Source organism: Nocardia sp. FDAARGOS_372 (assembly GCF_002554515.1).
Taxonomy (GTDB): domain Bacteria; phylum Actinomycetota; class Actinomycetes; order Mycobacteriales; family Mycobacteriaceae; genus Nocardia; species Nocardia farcinica.
Genome location: NZ_PDDW01000001.1, coordinates 853,104 through 870,591 on the forward strand (window position 1 = coordinate 853,104; position 17,488 = coordinate 870,591).

General features: G+C 71.5%; 19 protein-coding genes. 10 read left to right on the forward strand and 9 right to left on the reverse strand.

The genetic code is table 11. From position 1 onward, the window contains the following. Positions 1-97: 97 nt before the first annotated feature. Genes CRM89_RS04305 through CRM89_RS04315 form a run of 3 tightly spaced genes read left to right on the forward strand, consistent with a single transcriptional unit; the run spans position 98 to position 3,335 of the window. On the forward strand, positions 98-1,297 hold the full coding sequence (locus CRM89_RS04305) for an iron-containing alcohol dehydrogenase (RefSeq protein ID WP_050768266.1): 1,200 nt from the start codon (positions 98-100) through the stop codon (positions 1,295-1,297). Positions 1,298-1,305: 8 nt separating this feature from the next. Continuing rightward, positions 1,306-2,670: a sensor histidine kinase gene (locus CRM89_RS04310; protein ID WP_060591952.1), complete on the forward strand. Its 1,365-nt coding sequence runs from the start codon at positions 1,306-1,308 to the stop codon at positions 2,668-2,670. Then, on the forward strand, positions 2,661-3,335 hold the full coding sequence (locus CRM89_RS04315) for a response regulator transcription factor (RefSeq protein ID WP_050768003.1): 675 nt from the start codon (positions 2,661-2,663) through the stop codon (positions 3,333-3,335). The genes CRM89_RS04310 and CRM89_RS04315 overlap by 10 nt, the downstream gene beginning before the upstream one ends. Before the next feature lie 27 nt (positions 3,336-3,362). On the opposite strand, the gene CRM89_RS04320 is transcribed toward CRM89_RS04315, so the two are convergent. Further along, positions 3,363-4,562 carry an acyl-CoA dehydrogenase family protein gene (locus CRM89_RS04320; protein ID WP_060591950.1) on the reverse strand — a complete coding sequence of 400 codons (1,200 nt, stop codon included), beginning with the start codon at positions 4,560-4,562 and terminating at the stop codon, positions 3,363-3,365. 159 nt (positions 4,563-4,721) lie between these two features. Between CRM89_RS04320 and CRM89_RS04325 the strand changes: the two genes are divergently transcribed. From CRM89_RS04325 to CRM89_RS04335, 3 genes are all read left to right on the forward strand, one after another. Beyond that, positions 4,722-5,567: a helix-turn-helix domain-containing protein gene (locus tag CRM89_RS04325; RefSeq protein WP_060591948.1), complete on the forward strand. Its 846-nt coding sequence runs from the start codon at positions 4,722-4,724 to the stop codon at positions 5,565-5,567. A gap of 152 nt (positions 5,568-5,719) precedes the next feature. Next, a complete protein-coding gene (locus CRM89_RS04330) occupies positions 5,720-6,511 on the forward strand; it encodes a mycofactocin-coupled SDR family oxidoreductase (protein ID WP_060591946.1) in 792 nt (263 codons plus the stop codon). Position 6,512: 1 nt separating this feature from the next. Continuing rightward, positions 6,513-7,340 (forward strand): mycofactocin-coupled SDR family oxidoreductase, encoded by an 828-nt coding sequence (locus CRM89_RS04335; protein ID WP_011208773.1) that lies wholly within the window; start codon positions 6,513-6,515, stop codon positions 7,338-7,340. A 347-nt stretch (positions 7,341-7,687) separates the two neighbouring features. On the opposite strand, the gene CRM89_RS04340 is transcribed toward CRM89_RS04335, so the two are convergent. The 3 genes from CRM89_RS04340 to CRM89_RS04350 are packed head-to-tail and all read right to left on the reverse strand — an operon-like array spanning position 7,688 to position 9,917. Continuing rightward, complete coding sequence (locus CRM89_RS04340; protein ID WP_011208774.1) at positions 7,688-7,945, reverse strand: hypothetical protein; 258 nt, start codon at positions 7,943-7,945, stop codon at positions 7,688-7,690. Positions 7,946-7,967: 22 nt separating this feature from the next. Further along, a complete protein-coding gene (locus tag CRM89_RS04345) occupies positions 7,968-8,339 on the reverse strand; it encodes a nuclear transport factor 2 family protein (RefSeq protein ID WP_011208775.1) in 372 nt (123 codons plus the stop codon). A gap of 27 nt (positions 8,340-8,366) precedes the next feature. After that, entirely contained in the window at positions 8,367-9,917 is a 1,551-nt protein-coding gene (locus CRM89_RS04350; protein WP_060591943.1) for an FAD-binding protein, read from the reverse strand. Between the two features lie 202 nt (positions 9,918-10,119). On the opposite strand from CRM89_RS04350, the gene CRM89_RS04355 reads away from it, so the two are divergent. Next, positions 10,120-10,743, forward strand: a complete 624-nt coding sequence (locus tag CRM89_RS04355) for a PadR family transcriptional regulator (protein ID WP_081433300.1) — start codon at positions 10,120-10,122, stop codon at positions 10,741-10,743. A gap of 6 nt (positions 10,744-10,749) precedes the next feature. Here the strand turns inward: CRM89_RS04355 and CRM89_RS04360 are convergent, their stop codons facing one another. The 3 genes from CRM89_RS04360 to CRM89_RS04370 form a co-directional block, all read right to left on the reverse strand. Further along, on the reverse strand, positions 10,750-11,601 hold the full coding sequence (locus CRM89_RS04360; RefSeq protein ID WP_060593391.1) for an IclR family transcriptional regulator: 852 nt from the start codon (positions 11,599-11,601) through the stop codon (positions 10,750-10,752). 184 nt (positions 11,602-11,785) lie between these two features. Continuing rightward, the gene (locus CRM89_RS04365; RefSeq protein WP_011208779.1) at positions 11,786-12,964 is read right to left on the reverse strand and encodes an acyl-CoA dehydrogenase family protein; all 1,179 of its coding nucleotides are present in this window, start codon (positions 12,962-12,964) and stop codon (positions 11,786-11,788) included. A 28-nt stretch (positions 12,965-12,992) separates the two neighbouring features. Then, complete coding sequence (locus CRM89_RS04370; RefSeq protein ID WP_098083282.1) at positions 12,993-14,180, reverse strand: Rieske 2Fe-2S domain-containing protein; 1,188 nt, start codon at positions 14,178-14,180, stop codon at positions 12,993-12,995. Positions 14,181-14,371: 191 nt separating this feature from the next. On the opposite strand from CRM89_RS04370, the gene CRM89_RS04375 reads away from it, so the two are divergent. The 3 genes from CRM89_RS04375 to CRM89_RS04385 are packed head-to-tail and all read left to right on the forward strand — an operon-like array spanning position 14,372 to position 16,094. Further along, the gene (locus CRM89_RS04375; RefSeq protein ID WP_107103118.1) at positions 14,372-14,782 is read left to right on the forward strand and encodes a hypothetical protein; all 411 of its coding nucleotides are present in this window, start codon (positions 14,372-14,374) and stop codon (positions 14,780-14,782) included. Continuing rightward, positions 14,779-15,150, forward strand: a complete 372-nt coding sequence (locus CRM89_RS04380; protein ID WP_011208782.1) for a hypothetical protein — start codon at positions 14,779-14,781, stop codon at positions 15,148-15,150. The genes CRM89_RS04375 and CRM89_RS04380 overlap by 4 nt, the downstream gene beginning before the upstream one ends. A 59-nt stretch (positions 15,151-15,209) precedes the next feature. Then, complete coding sequence (locus CRM89_RS04385) at positions 15,210-16,094, forward strand: TIGR01777 family oxidoreductase (protein ID WP_060591939.1); 885 nt, start codon at positions 15,210-15,212, stop codon at positions 16,092-16,094. Between the two features lie 29 nt (positions 16,095-16,123). Here the strand turns inward: CRM89_RS04385 and CRM89_RS04390 are convergent, their stop codons facing one another. After that, positions 16,124-16,747 carry a TetR/AcrR family transcriptional regulator gene (locus tag CRM89_RS04390; protein WP_098083284.1) on the reverse strand — a complete coding sequence of 208 codons (624 nt, stop codon included), beginning with the start codon at positions 16,745-16,747 and terminating at the stop codon, positions 16,124-16,126. Positions 16,748-16,796: 49 nt separating this feature from the next. Continuing rightward, positions 16,797-17,480 (reverse strand): MerR family transcriptional regulator, encoded by a 684-nt coding sequence (locus CRM89_RS04395; RefSeq protein ID WP_172964439.1) that lies wholly within the window; start codon positions 17,478-17,480, stop codon positions 16,797-16,799. Positions 17,481-17,488: the final 8 nt, after the last annotated feature.

Below are 17,488 nucleotides of genomic sequence, written 5' to 3' on the forward strand. Positions count from 1 at the left end.
CCAGCTGACGCGACCCGTACCGGGTGTTCCGACCGATCCGGTATTGCGCACCCGGACCCGCACCGACCTCCCCGCCGCCGATCCGGCGGCCTCCGAGGTGGAACTGAGCGGGCCGTGGGAGCCGGACACGGTGAGCGCCACCGCCGCCCCGCAGCTGGCGAAATTCCACACCCCCGAGGTCGTGTTCGGGCCGGGCGCGATGGGTGAACTGGGGCATTGCGCGCGGCGGGTGGGCGCGCGGCGGCCGTTCCTGGTCACCGATCCCGGCATCATCGAGTCCGGGTGGGTCGCCGAGGCGACCGGGCACCTGCAGCAGGTCGGCCTGCATCCGGTGGTGTGGTCGACGATCACACCGAACCCGAAGGACCACGAGATCACCGCCGCCTACGAGCACTACCTGGCGACCGGCAGCGACGTCGTGATCGCGGTCGGCGGCGGTTCCAGTATCGACGCGGCCAAGGGGGTGGCGATCCTGGCCGGCAACGGCGGCGCGATCCTCGACTACGAGGGCGTGGACCGGGTGACCCAGCCGATCCCGCCGCTGGTCATGGTGCCCTCGACCTCCGGCACCGGCGCGGACGTGTCGCAGTTCGCCATCGTCACCGACACCACCCAGCGCACCAAGATCACCATCATCAGCCGGACACTCGTGCCCGACGTGTCGATCGTCGACCCGCGGCTGCTGATCACCATGCCCGACGACCTCAACGCCGCCACCGGACTGGACGCGCTCACGCACGCGATCGAGTCCTACGTCTCGCGCGCGCACAACCAGCTCACCGACCATCACGCCCTGCACGCCGCGCACCTGATCACCAGCAACCTGCGCCGCACCATGACGCACCCGCGCCTGGCCGAACCGCGCATCGCGATGGCGCACGGCGCGTTGCAGGCGGGCATGGCCTTCACCAACGCCATCCTCGGGATCACCCACGCCATGAGTCACCAGGTGGGCGGGCTGCTCGACGCCCCGCACGGCGTGCTCAACGGCATCCTGCTGCCGCACTGCATCCGCTTCAACGCCGCCGCCGACCCGACCCCGTACGTGCCGTTGGCCGCCGCCGTCGGGATCGACGTGGCACGCAAGCCCGCCGCCGAGGTGGCCGAGCTGCTGGCCGAGCGGATCCGCGCGCTGGCCGACGAGATCGGGGTGCCGCGCGGGCTGGCCGCGTTGGGTGTGACCGAAGCCGACATCCCGACGATGGCCCGCACCACCCTCAACGACGCCTGCCTGGCGACCAACCCGCGCGTGCCCGACGCCGAGAGCATCGCGGAGCTGTTCCGCGAGGCGTTGTGAGGCCGGCGATGACGGGGCTGCACGGTTCCGCCGACCTCGGGGTGCTGACCGGTGTGCGCTCGGGCAAACGCACCTACTACCCGGCCTACGTGCGGTCGGCCGAACGGCTCGAGCACGCGGTGCGCGCGCTGGACCGGATCTCGCGCGCCCTGGTGCGCACCGCCGAGGGCCCGCGCGGCCTGGTCGAAGCGGTGCTGCGCGCCGCCGCCGACCATCTGCAGGCCGACTGGCTGCTGGTCGCGGTCTCCGACGGCGCGCTGCGCGCGGCCAGCCCCCGGTTCCTGCTGCTGGGCGGCGACGGCCTCATCGAAGACGAGCACGCGCTGCCACCGGATGTGATCCCGCACCTGCGGGTGCTGCGGACCCGCCCGTGGGAGGCCGAGGACCTGGCCGACGGCTGCGTGGTGCGGGTCGCGATGACCCTCGACGGCGAACCGATCGGCGGCATCGCCGGACTGCCCGGCCGCGACGTGGAGATCGGCGACACCGACCTGGCGATCCTGCGGGTGCTGGCCAACCAGGTCGCGGTCGCCCTGCACAACGCCTTCCTCCTGCACGCCACCACCCGGCTGCGCGGCCGCACCGCCGAACTGAGCGAGGCCGCCGCCCAGCGCGCCCGCGACCTGGCCGCCCGGGACGCCGAACTCGCCGAGGTGCAGCAGCGGCTGGTGGACGCCCGCCAGCGGCAGGCCCTCGACGACGAGCGCCACCGCATCGCCCGCGAACTGCACGACAGCGTCACCCAGGACGTGCTGTCGGCGGGCATGACCATCGAGATCTGCCGTTCCGAACTGGCCGGCACCCCGGGGGTGGACGACGAGATCGTCGAAAAGCTCTCCGCCGCCCGCGATCTCACCCGGCACGCGGTCGAGCGGCTGCGCGCGGCCATCTACGCGCTGCACCGCACCGCCGACGAACAGCCGGGCTCGCTGCCGGTGCTGCTCGAGCAGCTGTCCGGCGTGCACCTGCCCAGCGATCTGAAAGTGCAGGTCAGTGTGGTCGGTGATCCGGTGCCGCTGCCCGGCGAGGCCGAGCACTCGCTGCTGCGGATCACCGGGGAGGCGCTGTTCAACACCGTCGCCCACACCGACGCCTTCCACTCCGACGTGCGGCTGCGCTACTACCCGGACCGGCTGGTGCTCACCATCTCCGACGACGGTGACGGCGACCCGGCGCAGTTGCGGAAGATGTTGCGGGTCACCGCGACCGCGGACCTGGCCGGTGCGCACCGGGGGCTGGCGAACATGCGGGTGCGGGCCGAGGAACTCGGCGGGGTGATGTCGATCCGGCGGTCCCCGCTGGGCGGGATCATGCTGCGGTTCGACATCCCGTTGCCGATCCCCACCGACGGAAGGAGCCAGGCATGGCAGTGAGTGCGGCGGCGGCCGTCACCCGCCCGCAGACGCGCCGGCTGCGGATCGTGCTCATCGACGACCACGCGATCGTGCGGCAGGGCCTGCGGTTCATCCTGGACCGGGAACAGGACATGCATGTCGTCGGTGAGGCGTCCAGCGCGGCCGAGGCGATGACCGTGGTGGCCCAGCAGCACCCCGACATCGTGCTGCTGGACCTGAAACTCAGCACCGGCTCCGACATCGAGGGCTTGGAGGTGTGCTCGGAGCTGACCCGCCGCTTCCCGCAGGCCGGGGTGCTGGTGCTCACCACCTTCCTCGACGACGCGCTGGTGCTCGAGGCGATCCACCGCGGCGCCAAGGGCTACGTGCTCAAGGACGTCGACACCACCGCGTTGGTGTCCTCGATCCGCGCGGTCGCCCGCGACGAGAGCGCCTTCGACCCGCGCTCGGCCTCGGTGATGATGCGCACCATCCGCACCGCACCCGAGGAACCGACGCTCACCGACCGCGAGACGAAGGTGCTCGAGCTGCTCGCCCGCGGGATGAGCAACCGCGAGATCGGCGGGCGGCTCTACATCTCCGAGACCACCGTGAAGTTCCATGTGCGCAACATCATGCGCAAACTCTCGGCGTCCACCCGGGCCGGCGCGGTCTACGAGGCGAGCAAGCTCGGGCTGATCTGACCGCGACGGCCCGGTGAGCGCGCGGCGTCAGCCGGCGGCGCGGCGGGCAGCCCCGACGGCGCGCTTGGCGATGGCCCAGCGGTGCACCTCCGAGGGCCCGTCGTAGATGCGGAACGGACGCACCTCGCGGGAGAGCCGGGCCAGCGGCAGGTCGTCGGAGACACCGAGGCCGCCACACAGCTGGATGGCGCGGTCGACGATGCGGAAGATCGCCTCGGCCGCATAGGTCTTCGCGATCGAGGTGGCGTTGCCCGCGTGCTCGCCCCGGTCCAGCTCCCAGCACGCGCGCACCAGCAGCGCACGGGTCGCGGCGATGTCGATCTCGTTGTCGGCGATCATCTTCTGCGCCATGCCCAGATCGCCGATCCGCGATCCGAAACCGGCACGCTCGGCGACGTGCGCGACGGCGATGTCGTGGCCGCGCCGGGCGGCGCCCAGCCAGCGCATCACGTGCGTCATCCGGGCGGGGCCCAGCCGCACCTGCGCGTACTCGAAACCGCGGTCGACCGCGCCGAGCACCGCCGCGTCGGGGACGAACACATCCTCGAAGAACACCTCGCAGTGGCCGCCGATCATCGCGCGGTCCAGGGTGGTGATGTGGCGCCCGACCCGCAGGCCGGGGGTGTCGGCCGGGGCGAGGAACATGGTCGCGCCGCCGCGCACGCCCGGCTCGCCGGAGGTGCGCGCCATGACGATGAAGAACCCGGCCCCGTCGGCGCCGGTGATGAAGTGCTTGTGGCCGTTGATCCGCCAGCCGCCCGCGACCTTGTCGGCGCGGGTGGCCAGCGCGGCCGGGTCGGAGCCCGCGCCGGGCGCCGGTTCGGTCATGGCGAAGGCCGAGCGCAGGTCGCCGCGCGCCAGCGGTTCCAGGTACTGCGCCTTCTGGTCCGGATCGGCGATGTGGGCGAGCATGTGCACGTTGCCCTCGTCGGGCGCGGCGATGTTGAGCGCGGTGGGCCCGAACAGCGAGTATCCGGCCTCCTCGAACACCGGCGCGCGATCCGACATCGACAGCCCGAGCCCGCCGTACTCGACCGGTGCGTGCGGGGCGAACACGCCCGCCCGACGCGCCTGCTCCTGCAACCGGACCCGCAGTTCGTCGCCACCGGCCGCGGTGATGTCGCCGCCGTGCTCGTCCTCGACCGGCAGCACCGTCTCCCGCACGAACGCGCGAGTGCGCTCCACCAGGTCTTCGACGTCGGCGGAATAGGTCAGGTCGATCGGCATCGCAACTCCTCCTCGCGGTAGGGAGGACCGCTGTCCGGAGACCGAGCGATCGCTCCGAGTGAACAGTCCCACCGGTACCGGTTTCGTGTCAAATGCCCTCGAAGACCGGCCTCGAACGCCGTCGACCGAGGTCGCCGGGTGTTCGGATATTCTGAACACATGGATGACCGGCCGACGCTGCCGCCGCACGAGGCGATCCGGGCCGCCCGCCGGGCCGCCGGGCTGTCGTTGCGCGAACTGGCCCGGCGCATCGAGGTCAGCCCGGCCACCCTCAGCGCCGTGGAGAACGGCCGCACCGGATTGTCGGTGGCCCGGTTGGCGCGGCTGGCCGAGGCGCTGGGGGTGTCCCCGGCCCGGCTGCTCGGCGGTCCACCCGCCGTCGCGCCGGGCCGGCCTGCGCCCGCCGAGCACGGCGCGTGGCGCGAATTCGGTCCGCTGGACGCCGACCCGGTGCTGACCGCCGCCATCGCCTCCTTCGTCGACATCGGCTACCACGGCACCACGGTGCGCGCGCTGGCCGATCGCGCGGGCACCAGCGTGCCCGGCCTCTACCACCGGTACCGCGACAAGCAGGACCTGCTGGTGCGCATCCTCGACCTCACCATGGGCGAACTGCACTGGCGGGTGCGCGCCGCCCGGGCCGAGGGGCGCGACGCGGTCGAGCGGGTGCGGCTGATCGTCGAAGCGCTGGCGCTGTTCCACAGTCACCGCAGGGAACTCGGCTTCATCGGCGCGAGCGAGATGCGCAGCCTGCTGCCCGCCGACCGCGCCCGCATCGCCCGCTCCCGCACCGAACTCCAACACCTGCTGGACGAGGAGATCGAGGCGGGCCGCGCCGCCGGGCTGATCACCACTCCGCATCCCAAGGCCGCCGGGCGCGCGATCGCGACCATGTGCACGGGCATCGCCCAGTGGTTCCGTGAGCGCGGCCCCGCCACCCCCGAGCAGATCGCCGCGCAATACGGCGAATTCGCGCTCGACCTGCTCGGCGCGCGGCCGCACTGACCGGACCGCCCCGGACGGGGCCGCCGCGGCCGCCGCGCCCGATGCCCGGGACGCCCGCGGGAGGCGTCCACTCACCGGGACGAGCCGGGACCGCCCGGACCGGCGCGCCCCTAGCGTCACGGCGTGAACAGTCGACAGACCGGGAGAACCCGATGAATCGCATGCAGGACAAGGTCGCGGTGGTGACCGGCGCGGCCGGGGGAATGGGCCGCGCGCACTGCCGTAGGCTGGCCGAGGAGGGCGCCGACATCATCGCCCTCGACGTCGCGGGCGCCGACCTCGACGGCACCGCCGCGGCGGTGACCGAACTGGGGCGGCGATGTGTCACCGCGGTCGCCGACGTCCGTGATCAGACCGCGCTCGACACCGCGATCGCCGCGGGCGTGCGCGCGCTGGGCACGCTGGACGTGGTGGTCGCCAATGCGGGCGTCTACACCGATCTCGGGCCCTCCTGGGAGCTGACCGACGCGGCCTGGCAGCGCACCCTCGACGTCAACCTGACCGGTGTGTGGCACACCGTCCGAGCCGCCGCGGCGCACTTGGCCGAGCGTGCGGCCATCGTGATCGTCGGCTCCACCAACGGTGTGCGCGGCGGTGCGAACGCGGCCCATTACGCGGCCAGCAAGCACGCCGTCGTCGGTCTGGCCCGCACCCTGGCCAACGAACTCGGCCCGCGCGGCATCCGGGTGAATCTCGTGCACCCGGGCTCGGTCGCCACGCCGATGATCCTCAACGAGACCGTGTACGCCAAGCTGCGCCCCGATCTCGCGCAGCCCACGATCGACGACGCCGCCGCCGTGCTGGCCCAGCGCACCCTGCTGCCGGTGCCCTGGGTGGACCCGGTCGACGTCGCCAATGCCGTGTTGTTTCTCGCATCCGACGAGGCCAGGACCGTCACCGGGACCGAGCTCGTCGTCGATGCCGGACTGACCCAGAAGGTGTGAGATGGGACGAGTTTCGGGCAAGGTCGCGCTGGTCACCGGCGCGGCGCGGGGCATAGGCCGGGCCCAGGCGGTGCGGCTGGCACAGGAGGGCGCCGACATCGTCGCCCTCGACCTGTGCGGGCCCGTGGAGACGGTGATCATCCCACCGGCCACCCGGGCGGATCTGGACGAGACGGCGCGCGCGGTCGAGAAGACCGGCGCCCGGGTGGTCGCGGCGACCGTCGACGTGCGTGACGGCGCGGCCCTGCGCGCGGCCACCGACGCGGCGGTCGCCGAGCTCGGCGGTCTCGACATCGTCTGCGCGACAGCGGGCATCACCTCCAGCGCGCCCGCGCTCGAACTGAGCGAGCAGGCCTGGCAAACCATGCTGGATGTCAACCTCACCGGCGTCTGGCAGACCTGTAAGGCCGCCACTCCGCACCTGATCGAGCGCGGCGGCGGTGCCATGATCCTCACCAGTTCCATCGCCGGCCTGCGCGGACTGGTCGGCGTGGCGCACTACACCGCCGCCAAACACGGCGTCGTCGGGCTGGCCCGTTCGCTGGCGAAAGAGCTCGCGCCGCACCATGTCCGGGTCAATTCCGTGCACCCCACCAACGTGGACACGCCGATGATCCAGAACGACATGGTGCGCAAGGTCTTCCGCCCCGACCGGGAGAACCCGACCCGCGCGGAGTTCGCCGAAGCCGCGGTGAGCATGAACATGCTGCCGATTCCCTGGGTCGATCCGCTCGACATCGCCAACGCGTCGCTGTTCCTGGCCTCCGACGAGGCCCGCTACATCACCGCGGTCGCCCTCCCCATCGACGCGGGCAGCACCCAGCGCTGAGCCGTTGCGGCACAAGGGTATTCGGCTCCATGCTCGGCGTGGGTCCGGTGCGGTGCTTCGGCACCCCGCGATGGACCGACGCCGCGCCGAGGGCGCACTGTTCCCGATGCCGGGTGCGGGCGCCCTCGGCGGGCAGCCGGAACTCCTGGTCGCCGTGGTAGATGTACAGCGGCACCGCCGATCGACGGCCCGGCAGCCCGGTCACCGCGGCGATCGGCGCGACCACCAGCGGCGCGGTGCGCGCGGTCCCGTCTCGGGTTGCGCGAACGGCGCCGGGCGGGGGGATATACCCCGCCGACACACCGACGGCTCCGCGGAGTGCGGTGCCGCCGAGGCGACGGCGGGGTTCAGCCGAGGCGACCCGGCACCGGTTCGTGGCGCAGTTCTCGGGTGGACAACACCCCGTCCAGCACCGCCCGGTCGATGGAATCGCGCAGCGCCCCGCAGGTCGGGATCCACTTGCTCGATTCGCCCAGCGCCGCCCGCCGGGCGAACTCCGGGCAGGCGGCTTCGGCCTCGTCGAGCCACTGGACGCTGGTGTGGCTCGGGCTGAACTTCTCGACGAGGACGCGGTTGGCGCAGGTGGCGCAGCGGATCTCCTGCATGGCTTCTCCTTCGGTGGGGTGCTCAGCCCATCGTGATGTCGTCGGGGGACCAGTAGGCGCGCATGCTGGTGATGCGGGCCTGCTCGTCGAAGGTCATGACGTCGATGGGGTCGATGGTGATGCGCTGGTCACCGGTCTCGGTGACCACGCGGAAGGCGAAGGCGGCACTGTCACCGGCCACCCGCACGGTCAGCAGTTCGGTGCTGCGGCGGGTGGATTCGAGTGCGCTGTAGAACTTCTCGATGGCGGCGCGGCCGACGTGGGCGGGCGTGCCCGCCGGATCCTCGACCGTGGCGTCCTCGGCGTAGAGGGCGGCGATCTCGGCGGCGGTGCCGGTGGCGACGGTGTCGAGATAGCGGCGGACCGCGGCACGGATGTCGTCTGCGGATGCCATGGGGGGCTCCTTACTGGTCAAAGGTGGTCAGCGGCCGAGGATGTCGCGCACGGCCAGGTGGCTGAAGAGCATGGACGCGCCGATGGGGTTGCCACCGCCGGGATAGACGGTGCCGCTCACCGCGGCCATGGTGTTGCCGGCCGCGTACAGGCCGGGGATCGGGGTGCCGTCGCGGCCGAGCACCCGGGCGGCGGTGTCGGTGCGCAGGCCGCCCTTGGTGCCCAGATCCGAGAGGCCGAACGCGGCGGCGTGGAAGGGGCCCTTGTCGATGGCGACCAGCGGCGATTCGCCCTGGGAGAAGGCGCGGTCGTAGGCCTCGTCGCCGCGGCCGAACTCGGGGTCGACGCCCTCGGCGGCGAAACCGTTGAACCGCTCGACGGTGGCGACGAGGGCGTCGGCGGGCACGCCGATCTTCGCGGCGAGTTCGGGCAGGGTGTCGGCGGTGTGCCAGAGCCCCGCCTCGACGTACTTCGCGGTCTCCACCATCGACACGTTGGTGGCCTTGACCGGGGGCACCTCGCCCTCTTTGTCGTCGTAGATCATCCAGTAGGGCAGCGTCATCGCGCCGGACTCGATCCGCTCGATGATCGCCCGGCCGATCCGGTCGTAGGGCGCGGACTCGTTGACGAACCGTTCGCCGTGCTGGTCGACGAAGATGCCACCGGTGAACCACAGCGCGAACGCCGACCGTCCGTCCGGGTGGGTCAGGCCCGGCGACCACCACGCCTGGTCCATCAGATCGGTGTCGGCGCCCGCGGCGATACCCGCTTGATGGGCCTTGCCCAGGTTGCCCCACGGCCCCATCGTGTCGCGGGCCTGCCCGGGCACGCCGTACTGCGTGCGCAGTTCGTCGTTCTGCTCGAAGCCGCCCGCGGCCAGCACCACGCCCTTGCGGGCCCGGATCGCGAACCGCTCGCCGGCGCGTTCGGTGATCGCGCCGATCACCGCACCGTCCTCGACCACCAGCTCCACCAGCGGCGTCTCCCGGTAGAGCCGCACGTGCGGGAACGACGACAGCGCCAGCAGGAACCGCCCGATCAGCGCCTGGCCGCCGATCAGCAGATCCGGCAGCGGCGCGCCGAGCCGGTCGGTGTCCAGCGGGCCGCGCAGCTGCTCGCGCAGTTCGCCCAGCGCCGCGGCGGGCAGCGGCGTGGGCATGATGTGGCGTTGCCCGTCCAGCCGCGCCTTGGGCGCCTTGCCGAAGTAGTCCGGCCAGGGCAGCATCTGGAAGTCGAAATGCTCGTCCTGCTCCAGGTACTCGATGAGGTCGGCGCCCCGGCGGACATACGTTTCCTGCAGTTCGCGGGGTGTGCGGTCGCCCACCACCGCGTGGTAGTAGGTGAGCGCGTCCTCGATCGTGTCGTCGGTGCCCGCCCTGCGCAGCACCGGGTTGCACGGGAACCACACGCCGCCGCCACCGCTGTAGGCGGTCGTGCCGCCGAACTTGTCGGTCGCCTCGACGACCGCCACCGACAATCCCTCACGGGCCGCGGTATAGGCACCGGCCAGGCCGCCGCCCGAACCCGCGACCACCACGTCGACCTCGTCGTTCCAGTCCACCACTGTGTGTCCTCCCATGCGAATGCTCGACCGCGACGCTAAGCCGGGTACGGCCCCCGGCGGGGCGGTTCGTCCCGGTCACCGGGACGGGTGCCGTATCCCGGTGAGTGGCTGGGCTCGGACGGGTGAATTGCCTGATTGCTAGCATTTCCCGGTGCCGACGAGCGAACCGGAACCAGCCTTGGTCAACCTCCCCCCGACCAGTTGGGCCGTGCTCGCCATGCTCTCCTACGAGGAGGAGATCTCCGGCTACGACCTGAAGAAGTGGGCGGACTGGAGCCTGCGGTACTTCTACTGGAGCCCCTCGCACAGCCAGATCTACTCGGAGCTGAAGAAGCTCGAGCAGCACGGACTGGCCACCTCCCGCGTGGACGCCGACAACGCGATGCGCGGGCGGCGGCTCTACCGGATCACCGACGCCGGGCGCGAGGCCGTCACGGCCTGGCACAACACCACCCCGGTCGATCAGCCGGTGCTCAAGAACCACGTGATGCTGCGGATCATGTTCGGCCATCTCAGCTCCCCGGAGCGGCTGAAGGAGATTCTGCGGGAGCACATCGATTACGTCGACGCCATCGAGAAGCGCGCCGCCGTCGACGCCGAGGCCGCGAAGATGGAGGCGGGCTGGGCGTATTCGCAGATCGTGCTGGAGTGGGCCGAGCGGTACTGGGCCACCCAGCGCGAGCTCGCCCTGGACCTGATCGACCGCATCGACGCCGCCGACGCGGTGCTGCGCGGCGCCGAGCACGACGAGCGCCGCCGCTACGCCAGCCCGACCCCGGGCCGCTGGCGCGAGGTCGAGCAGCGTGTCAAGGAACAGGACGAGCGGCCCGAACGGGGCTGACGCCGGTCAGGCGTATTCGAGCGGACGCGCAGACGGCATCGCGGCGCGCGCCACCCCGCCGGGCAGTGGCCGCGCCTGCTGCAGCGTCGGATGCACCCGTGACATGCCGTCGTCGAGATTGCGCCAGATCGCCAGGGCGGTGGTGCGCACCGGCGCGGTGAGCCGGTGGTCGAAGGCCAGCCGGTCCACCGGTCCGCACACCGACACCGCGGCGACGGCCTCGCCGACCTCACCGATCGGCGCGGCCACGCAGCCGAAGCCGGGCAGCGACTCCTCGCGTTCGTGCGCGATGCCGTAGGAGCGGATCTTGTCGAGTTCGCTGCGCAGCCGGGCGGTGCTGGCGATGGAGTACTTGGTGCTGCGGCTGAGCTGATCGGTGCCGAGCGCCGCCAGCCGATCCTCGCCCGAGTACGCCAGCAGCGCCTTGCCGACGCCCGTACAGTGCGCGGGTCTGCGCCCGCCGATGCGGGTGGGTACGGCCGCGGAGAGGCGGCCGCCGATCTTCTCCAGGTACACCACGTCGGGTCCGTCGAGCACGGCCAGATGCACGAGGAACCCGGTCGCGCGATGGAGCTCGTGCAGATACGGCATGGCCGCGCGGTGCAGCCGGTCCTGGTGCACGGCCAGCGACCCCAGTTCGACCAGGCGGATGCCGAGGACGTAGTCGCGACCCTCGCGGCGCAGCCAGCGCAGCTGGACCAGCCGGTCCAGCATCCGGTGCGCCGAGGACCGGGGTAGTCCGGTGCGCCGCACGATCTGGGCGAGGGTGAGCCTGCCCGGCCCGTCGAAGGCGTCGAGCACGAGCGAGACGCGATCGAGCACGGCACTGGGGGCGGTGGTGTCGGCCTGGTGGTTCATGGGGCCCTCCCTGCGGGTCTGCGAGCTGATGCCCAACGCAATAGTCCTATTAGGCATATGACTATTCGTACCATGTTTCGTGTGGTAGCTGTCACAGAATCGAAGAAGCGTGACGAAAATCACAAAAAGACCCCGGGTTGCGCCGTTTCGGCGCGACCCGGGGTCTCGGGGTGAAACTACTCGGTCAGATCATCGAGCGCAGGTGCTGGGGCGGCTCGATGCCCAGCGAGCTCAACGCCGAGGCGTGGTAGACGGTGCTCGGCACGTGAATCGCGTGGTTGAGGCCGGCGTGGGCATCCCGCCAGAACCGCTGGAGCGGCTTGTCCATGCGCAGCGCGTTGCCGCCGGAGCGGGCGAAGATCTGGTCCACCGCCATCACCGCCCGCCAGGCCGCCCGCACCTGCGTGCGCCGGCCCGCGGCCCGGTCGGCGAAGGACACCTCCTTGCCCGCGTCGACCAGATCCCACATCCGGTCGACGTTGGCCAGCAGTTCCTGGCGCGCGGCGTTGATGTCGGCCGCGGCCTCACCGACCGCGAACAGGACATAGGGGTCGTCCTTGATCGCGGTGCCCTGCGCGCCCACCCGGTCGCGCTGGTAGTCCAGATGTGCGGCCAGCGCACCCTCGGCGATGCCGATCACCGCGGAGGTGATGCCGAGCGGGAACATGTTGGACCACGGCATCTTGTAGAGCGTCTCGGTGACGCCGTACTGCCGCTGCGCCGTGCCGTCGATCACGTGATCGCCGTTCATCACCCGGTACGACGGCACGAAGGCGTCCTTGACGATGATGTCCTTGGACCCGGTGCCCTTGAGTCCCACCACGTTCCACGAGTCCTCGACGATCTCGTAGTCGCTGCGCGGCAGGATCATGTGCAGCATGGTCGGCGGGGTGGCGATGTTGCCCTCCGGATCACCGAGCATGGCGCCCAGGAAGATCCAGTCGCAGTGGTCGGTGCCCGAGCTGAACTGCCAGCGGCCGTTGAAGATGTAGCCGCCCTCCACCGGGCGCGCGATGCCGGTGGGGGCGTACGGCGAGGCCATCCACGTGTCGTTGTCGGCGCCCCACACCTCCTCCTGCACCTTCGGATCGGCGAAGGCCAGCTGCCACGGGTGCACGCCGACGATGCCGCAGATCCAGCCGGTGGCCGGGTCGAGCGCGGCCGCGGCCATCACCGTCTCGGCGAATTCCCGCGGGTGCGCCTCGAACCCGCCGTACTTCTTCGGCTGGAGCAGGCGGATCGGACCGGCCGACTTGAGCAGCTTGGCGGTGTCGTCGGGCAGCCGGCCCAGGCGCTCGGCCTCCGGGGACTGCTCGCGCAGCCGGTCGGCGATGGCGGCGATGTTGTCGAGAACCTTGGTCATCGGGGTGTCGTTCCTGTCGTCGGAGGGTTCAGCGGGTGGTGTCCAGGACGGCGCCCCGGGCGATGTTGTCGGCGACCTCGGCTTCCCAGCTCGCCACCGCGCGCTCGGTGTCGATCTCGAACTCGAAGCGCTTGGTCATGTCCTCGGTGATGTTTTCGACGTCGACGTAGAACTGCTTGTACCAGCGGCGCAACTGGTAGACCGGCCCGTCCTCCTCCGACAGCAGCGGATTGTCGATGGGCGCCTTGTTCTTCCAGATCGCCACGTCCTGCTCGAAGCCCACCTCCACGCCGCGGGCGAACTGCGCGGCCATCGCGTCGGCGTCCTCGTCGGACATGCCCTGCGGCTTCTTCACCATCGCGCCGTACTGGAGCACGAAGGAGTTCTCGGTCACCGGGTAGTGGCAGTTGATCAGCACGGTCTCGATCGTCATGCCGTTCGCCTCGCTCCAGAGCCAGTCGATCATGTAGGACGGGCCGAAGTAGGAGGCGTCCGAGCGCAGGGTGGAGTTCGGGTCGTCGTAGTTGGTGCCCACCTCGACGTCGTGGCGCGGCGTCGAGCGCATGTACTGCGTGGCGACGTGGCCTTCGAAGACGTTCTTGAAGTAGCGCGGGAAGGCGTAGTGCACGTAGAAGAAGTGCGCCATGTCCACGACGTTGTCGACGATCTCGCGACAGTGCGAGCCCTCGATCAGCATCGAATTCCAGGTCCAGTCCGTCCATTCCGGGGTGCCGTAGCCCTCGATCTCGGGGATGGTCACCTCGTCGGTGGGCTTGCTGCCCTGCGGGTCGTGCCAGATGTAGAGCTGGCCGTTGCGCTCGAGCGTGGGCCAGGAGCGGGTCCTGGCCAGCGGCGGCACCCGGCGGGCGTAGGGGATACCGGTGCAGCGGCCGTTGCCGCCCCAGCGCCAGTCGTGGAAGGGGCAGGCGATCGAGTCGCCCTTGATGGTGCCGTCGGCGAGGTTGCCGCCCATGTGCCTGCAGTAGGCGTCGAGCACGTGCAGTGCGCCGTCGGTCTCGGACTGGAAGACCACCAGCGTGGTGCCGAACGCCTTGATCTCGTGCGGCTTGCCGTCCTGGAAGGACTTCAGCAGGCCGAGGCAGTGCCAGCCACGGGCGAACCGGGTCGGCGCGGGCGCGGCCTCGATCTGCCTGATTTCGTCCGCTTCGTGGGCTGTGCGGCCGTTCGGGGAGTGACCCGGCATCGAAACCTCCATGTTCCACCGGATTGTGCTGATGGATGCCGATGGTGGTCCCCGGGCGGTGTCGGTGCGTACTCCGCTGTCCCGGTCAGCGGACAGGTTTTCCGCCGGGTGCGCGGGGCTTCCCGATCAGCGGGAGGGGTGTGCGTCACGGCGCGCGAGCACACCTACCGTGGGTCGCATCCACGAGCGAAGGGATGGTGGCGATGGCGCACGTCGCGACGGCCGGGACGCACAGCGCACCGGTGGACCTGCATCCGGAGGCGACCGCCGTGCACGCGTTCGCCGCCGTCACCGGCACGGCCGTCGACCCGGAGCGTCCGGTGGTGCCGCCGACCTTCCTGCCCGCGGGCCTCGGACCGGCGCGCGAGTACGCCGAGCCCCAGCACTGGCCGGGCATCCCGCTCGAGCAGGACCACCGCTTCTTCGGTCCGCCGCCCCGCGCGGGTGAGCGCCTGCGGGCGCAGTCACGGGTGGAGCGCGTGCACCGGCTCCCCGACGCGCACGGCGAACTCGTCACCGTCGTCGAACTGCTGACCAGGTACTTCGACCGCACCGGCAGGCTGGTCGCCGAATCCTGGCTGCGCGGCGCCCGGCCGACCGGAGAGCCGTCGTGACCGCCCCCGCGCCGGTGTCGTTCGGCCCGCTCACCGAGTCCGATTTCCTCGGCCACCGCGCCGCCGCCCGGCACCCCGGCATGCTCGAATCCCGGGTCGCCACCGAGGAGTTCACGGTGGCCGCCGCGCCGCTCGCGGCCGGATTGCTGGCCTCCTTCGCCACCGGCTGGCTGGGCGCCGACACCGTGCGCCGCTTCCGCACCCGCTGCACCCGCGCGCTGTGGCCCGGTGACACCCTCACCTGCTCCGGGTACGTCGTGCAGCGCTACGTCGAGGACGGCGAGGACCGCGTCGACGTCGCGCTGACCGGTCTCGACCAGGAGGGCGAGGTGGTTATCAGGGCCTGGGCGAGCTTCGCGGCCCGCTGAGCGCGGCCCGGGGGACGTCACCCGGCGTGCCCGAAATGTCTTGGTGCACAATTGCGGGCATGCGCATCGTCATGGTCGGATCATCCGGCTTCTTGGGCAATCACCTGACGACCCGGCTCCGCGCCGACGGTCACGATGTCGTCCGCCTGGTCCGTCGCGAACCGGCGGCCCCCGGCGAGGTCCGCTGGGAGCCGGACACCGGCCGGCTCGACCCCGCGGTCCTGTCCGGCGCCGATGTCGCCGTCAACCTCTGCGGTGCCGCGATCGCCGGCGCGCGCTGGACGCCCGAATACCGCGCTCTGCTGCGGGACAGCCGCATCGGCACCACCCGGATCTTCGCCGGCGCCGTCGCGGCCGCGGGCGTGCCGGTGCTGCTCAACGCCTCGGCCGCGGGGTACTACGGCGACACCGGTGAGCGTGACGTCGTCGAATCCGATCCGCCCGCAGGCGATTTCCTCGGCACCATGTGCCGCGACTGGGAGGCCGCCACCGAACCGGCGCGCGCCGCGGGCACGCGGGTCGTGCTGCTGCGCACCTCCAACGTCCTCGCCACGGACTCCGACGTCATCGCCAAGCTGTCGCCGATCTTCAAGCTCGGCCTCGGCGGCCGCTTCGGCTCCGGCCGCCAGTACATGCCGTGGATCTCCCTGCCCGACTGGCTCGCCGCGGTGACCACCCTGATGACCGCCGACGTCAGCGGCCCGGTCAACCTCGTCGCCCCCGAAGCGGTGACGAACGCCCGGTTCGCCAAGGCGTTCGGCGCGGCGCTGGGCCGCCCCGCCGTGCTGGTCCTGCCCGGCGCGGTGCTGAAACTGATCGGCGGCGAAGCCGGAGCGGAACTGCTGCACGGGCACAAGATGCGGCCGAAGGTGCTCGAGAGCATCGGCTTCGACTTCCAGCACGAGACGCTGGCCGCGGCGCTGGGGTGGGCCCTGGGGCGGTGAGCCCGGCGCATCGGGACGGTCGGGGGTTGCTACCGCGCCGCTACCCGGACGGCGGCCTCGCGGACCGTCTCGGTGATCTGGTCCAGGGTGAGCGGGCCGTCCGGCTGATACCAGCGCCACACGCTGACGATCATGCCCAGCACCAGTTTGCCCAGCGTGCGGGGATCGTCGTCGACGAAAACGCCGGCCTCGACCCCGCGCACCATGAGCGCCGTCCACCGCGACTCGATCTTCTGCACGAGTTCCCGCGAGCGCAACCGCTCGGCTTCCTCCTTCTCCGACGGCCGTTCCGCGGCCAGCAGATCCAGGTGATTCTGCAGGATCCGACGCCGCAACGCCTCGCTCGGCGTGGCAGCCAGCGCGCCGCCCACGGCCGCGCGCAACGCCTCAATGGGATCCTCGATGCCCTCGGTGGCGGTCTCGAACCGCGCCACCGAGTCGGCCAGTTCGAGGCACATGATGGTGAGCAGGCAGTGAGCCTTGGACTCGAAGTAGTGGTACAGGGCGGTCTGGCCGAGGCCGACCTCGTCGGCGATGGACGCCCACTTGGTGTGCTCGTAGCCGGTACGCCCGAACTTCTCGATCGCGACCGCCAGGATGGCGCCCCGTTTCGAGCGCGGACTCTCGCGGCGATTGTCGGTGGCGACGGTCATCGGCCATTCCCCCGGGTACTCGTGGTCGTCAATGGAGGAACCTTATCGCTCAACTGCCCTCCGCCAGCAGCCCGTCGAGTTCGGCGGCGGCGGTGAGCAGAGCGCGGGAGCGGCGGGTGAGGGTTTCGCCGCGGGCGGCGAGGGCGGCCAGGACCTCGTGCCTGCGGGCGCCGCGGAAGTGGGGGAGCAGGGTGCGCAGGTCGTCGATGCGGTGGCCCGCGCGGCGGAGCTGGTGGACGATGCGGGCGTCGCGGACGTCGGTGGGGGAGTAGCGCCGGGCACCGCCCGCCCGCCCGGGTACGACCAGGCCCTCGGCGTCCCAGTGGCGCAGCGTGGAGGCGCGGATGCCGAGTGCGTCGGCGAGTTCGGAGACCGTCATCGCGTCGGCGGGACGGACCGCGGTGAGTGGTTCGTCGGCGATGGCGTGCGCGGCGGCTTCGGCCGCCCGCAGGTCGCGGCGTTGGCGGTCGAGGTCGGCGTGCGCGGCGTCGAGCCGGGCCAGTGCCTCGGCGACCGGCGCGGCGTGCACGGTGCGCATGATCGTCTTGGCCTCCACCGGGCCGACGGCCGCGGCGAGTGCGCGATAGGCGCGGGCGGCGCGCACGTGGCGGTCGTCGTAGACCCGATAGCCGCTGTCGGTGCGGGCCGCGGGTGGGAGCACGCCGTCGCCCTCGAGATTGCGGATCTGCTGCACCGAATATCCGCTGCGGCGCGCGACGGTCACCGTCCGCATCGGCCCAC

Excerpts from the sequence above, each read along its gene's own strand:
- CRM89_RS04310 (WP_060591952.1), top strand. The coding sequence starts at position 1,306 with ATGACGGGGCTGCACGGTTCCGCCGACCTCGGGGTGCTGACCGGTGTG.
- CRM89_RS04315 (WP_050768003.1), top strand. The coding sequence starts at position 2,661 with ATGGCAGTGAGTGCGGCGGCGGCCGTCACCCGCCCGCAGACGCGCCGG.
- CRM89_RS04320 (WP_060591950.1), bottom strand. The coding sequence starts at position 4,562 with ATGCCGATCGACCTGACCTATTCCGCCGACGTCGAAGACCTGGTGGAG.
- CRM89_RS04325 (WP_060591948.1), top strand. The coding sequence starts at position 4,722 with ATGGATGACCGGCCGACGCTGCCGCCGCACGAGGCGATCCGGGCCGCC.
- CRM89_RS04330 (WP_060591946.1), top strand. The coding sequence starts at position 5,720 with ATGAATCGCATGCAGGACAAGGTCGCGGTGGTGACCGGCGCGGCCGGG.
- CRM89_RS04335 (WP_011208773.1), top strand. The coding sequence starts at position 6,513 with ATGGGACGAGTTTCGGGCAAGGTCGCGCTGGTCACCGGCGCGGCGCGG.
- CRM89_RS04340 (WP_011208774.1), bottom strand. The coding sequence starts at position 7,945 with ATGCAGGAGATCCGCTGCGCCACCTGCGCCAACCGCGTCCTCGTCGAG.
- CRM89_RS04345 (WP_011208775.1), bottom strand. The coding sequence starts at position 8,339 with ATGGCATCCGCAGACGACATCCGTGCCGCGGTCCGCCGCTATCTCGAC.
- CRM89_RS04350 (WP_060591943.1), bottom strand. The coding sequence starts at position 9,917 with ATGGGAGGACACACAGTGGTGGACTGGAACGACGAGGTCGACGTGGTG.
- CRM89_RS04355 (WP_081433300.1), top strand. The coding sequence starts at position 10,120 with ATGCTCTCCTACGAGGAGGAGATCTCCGGCTACGACCTGAAGAAGTGG.
- CRM89_RS04360 (WP_060593391.1), bottom strand. The coding sequence starts at position 11,601 with ATGAACCACCAGGCCGACACCACCGCCCCCAGTGCCGTGCTCGATCGC.
- CRM89_RS04365 (WP_011208779.1), bottom strand. The coding sequence starts at position 12,964 with ATGACCAAGGTTCTCGACAACATCGCCGCCATCGCCGACCGGCTGCGC.
- CRM89_RS04370 (WP_098083282.1), bottom strand. The coding sequence starts at position 14,180 with ATGGAGGTTTCGATGCCGGGTCACTCCCCGAACGGCCGCACAGCCCAC.
- CRM89_RS04375 (WP_107103118.1), top strand. The coding sequence starts at position 14,372 with ATGGCGCACGTCGCGACGGCCGGGACGCACAGCGCACCGGTGGACCTG.
- CRM89_RS04385 (WP_060591939.1), top strand. The coding sequence starts at position 15,210 with ATGCGCATCGTCATGGTCGGATCATCCGGCTTCTTGGGCAATCACCTG.
- CRM89_RS04390 (WP_098083284.1), bottom strand. The coding sequence starts at position 16,747 with ATGACCGTCGCCACCGACAATCGCCGCGAGAGTCCGCGCTCGAAACGG.
- CRM89_RS04395 (WP_172964439.1), bottom strand. The coding sequence starts at position 17,480 with ATGCGGACGGTGACCGTCGCGCGCCGCAGCGGATATTCGGTGCAGCAG.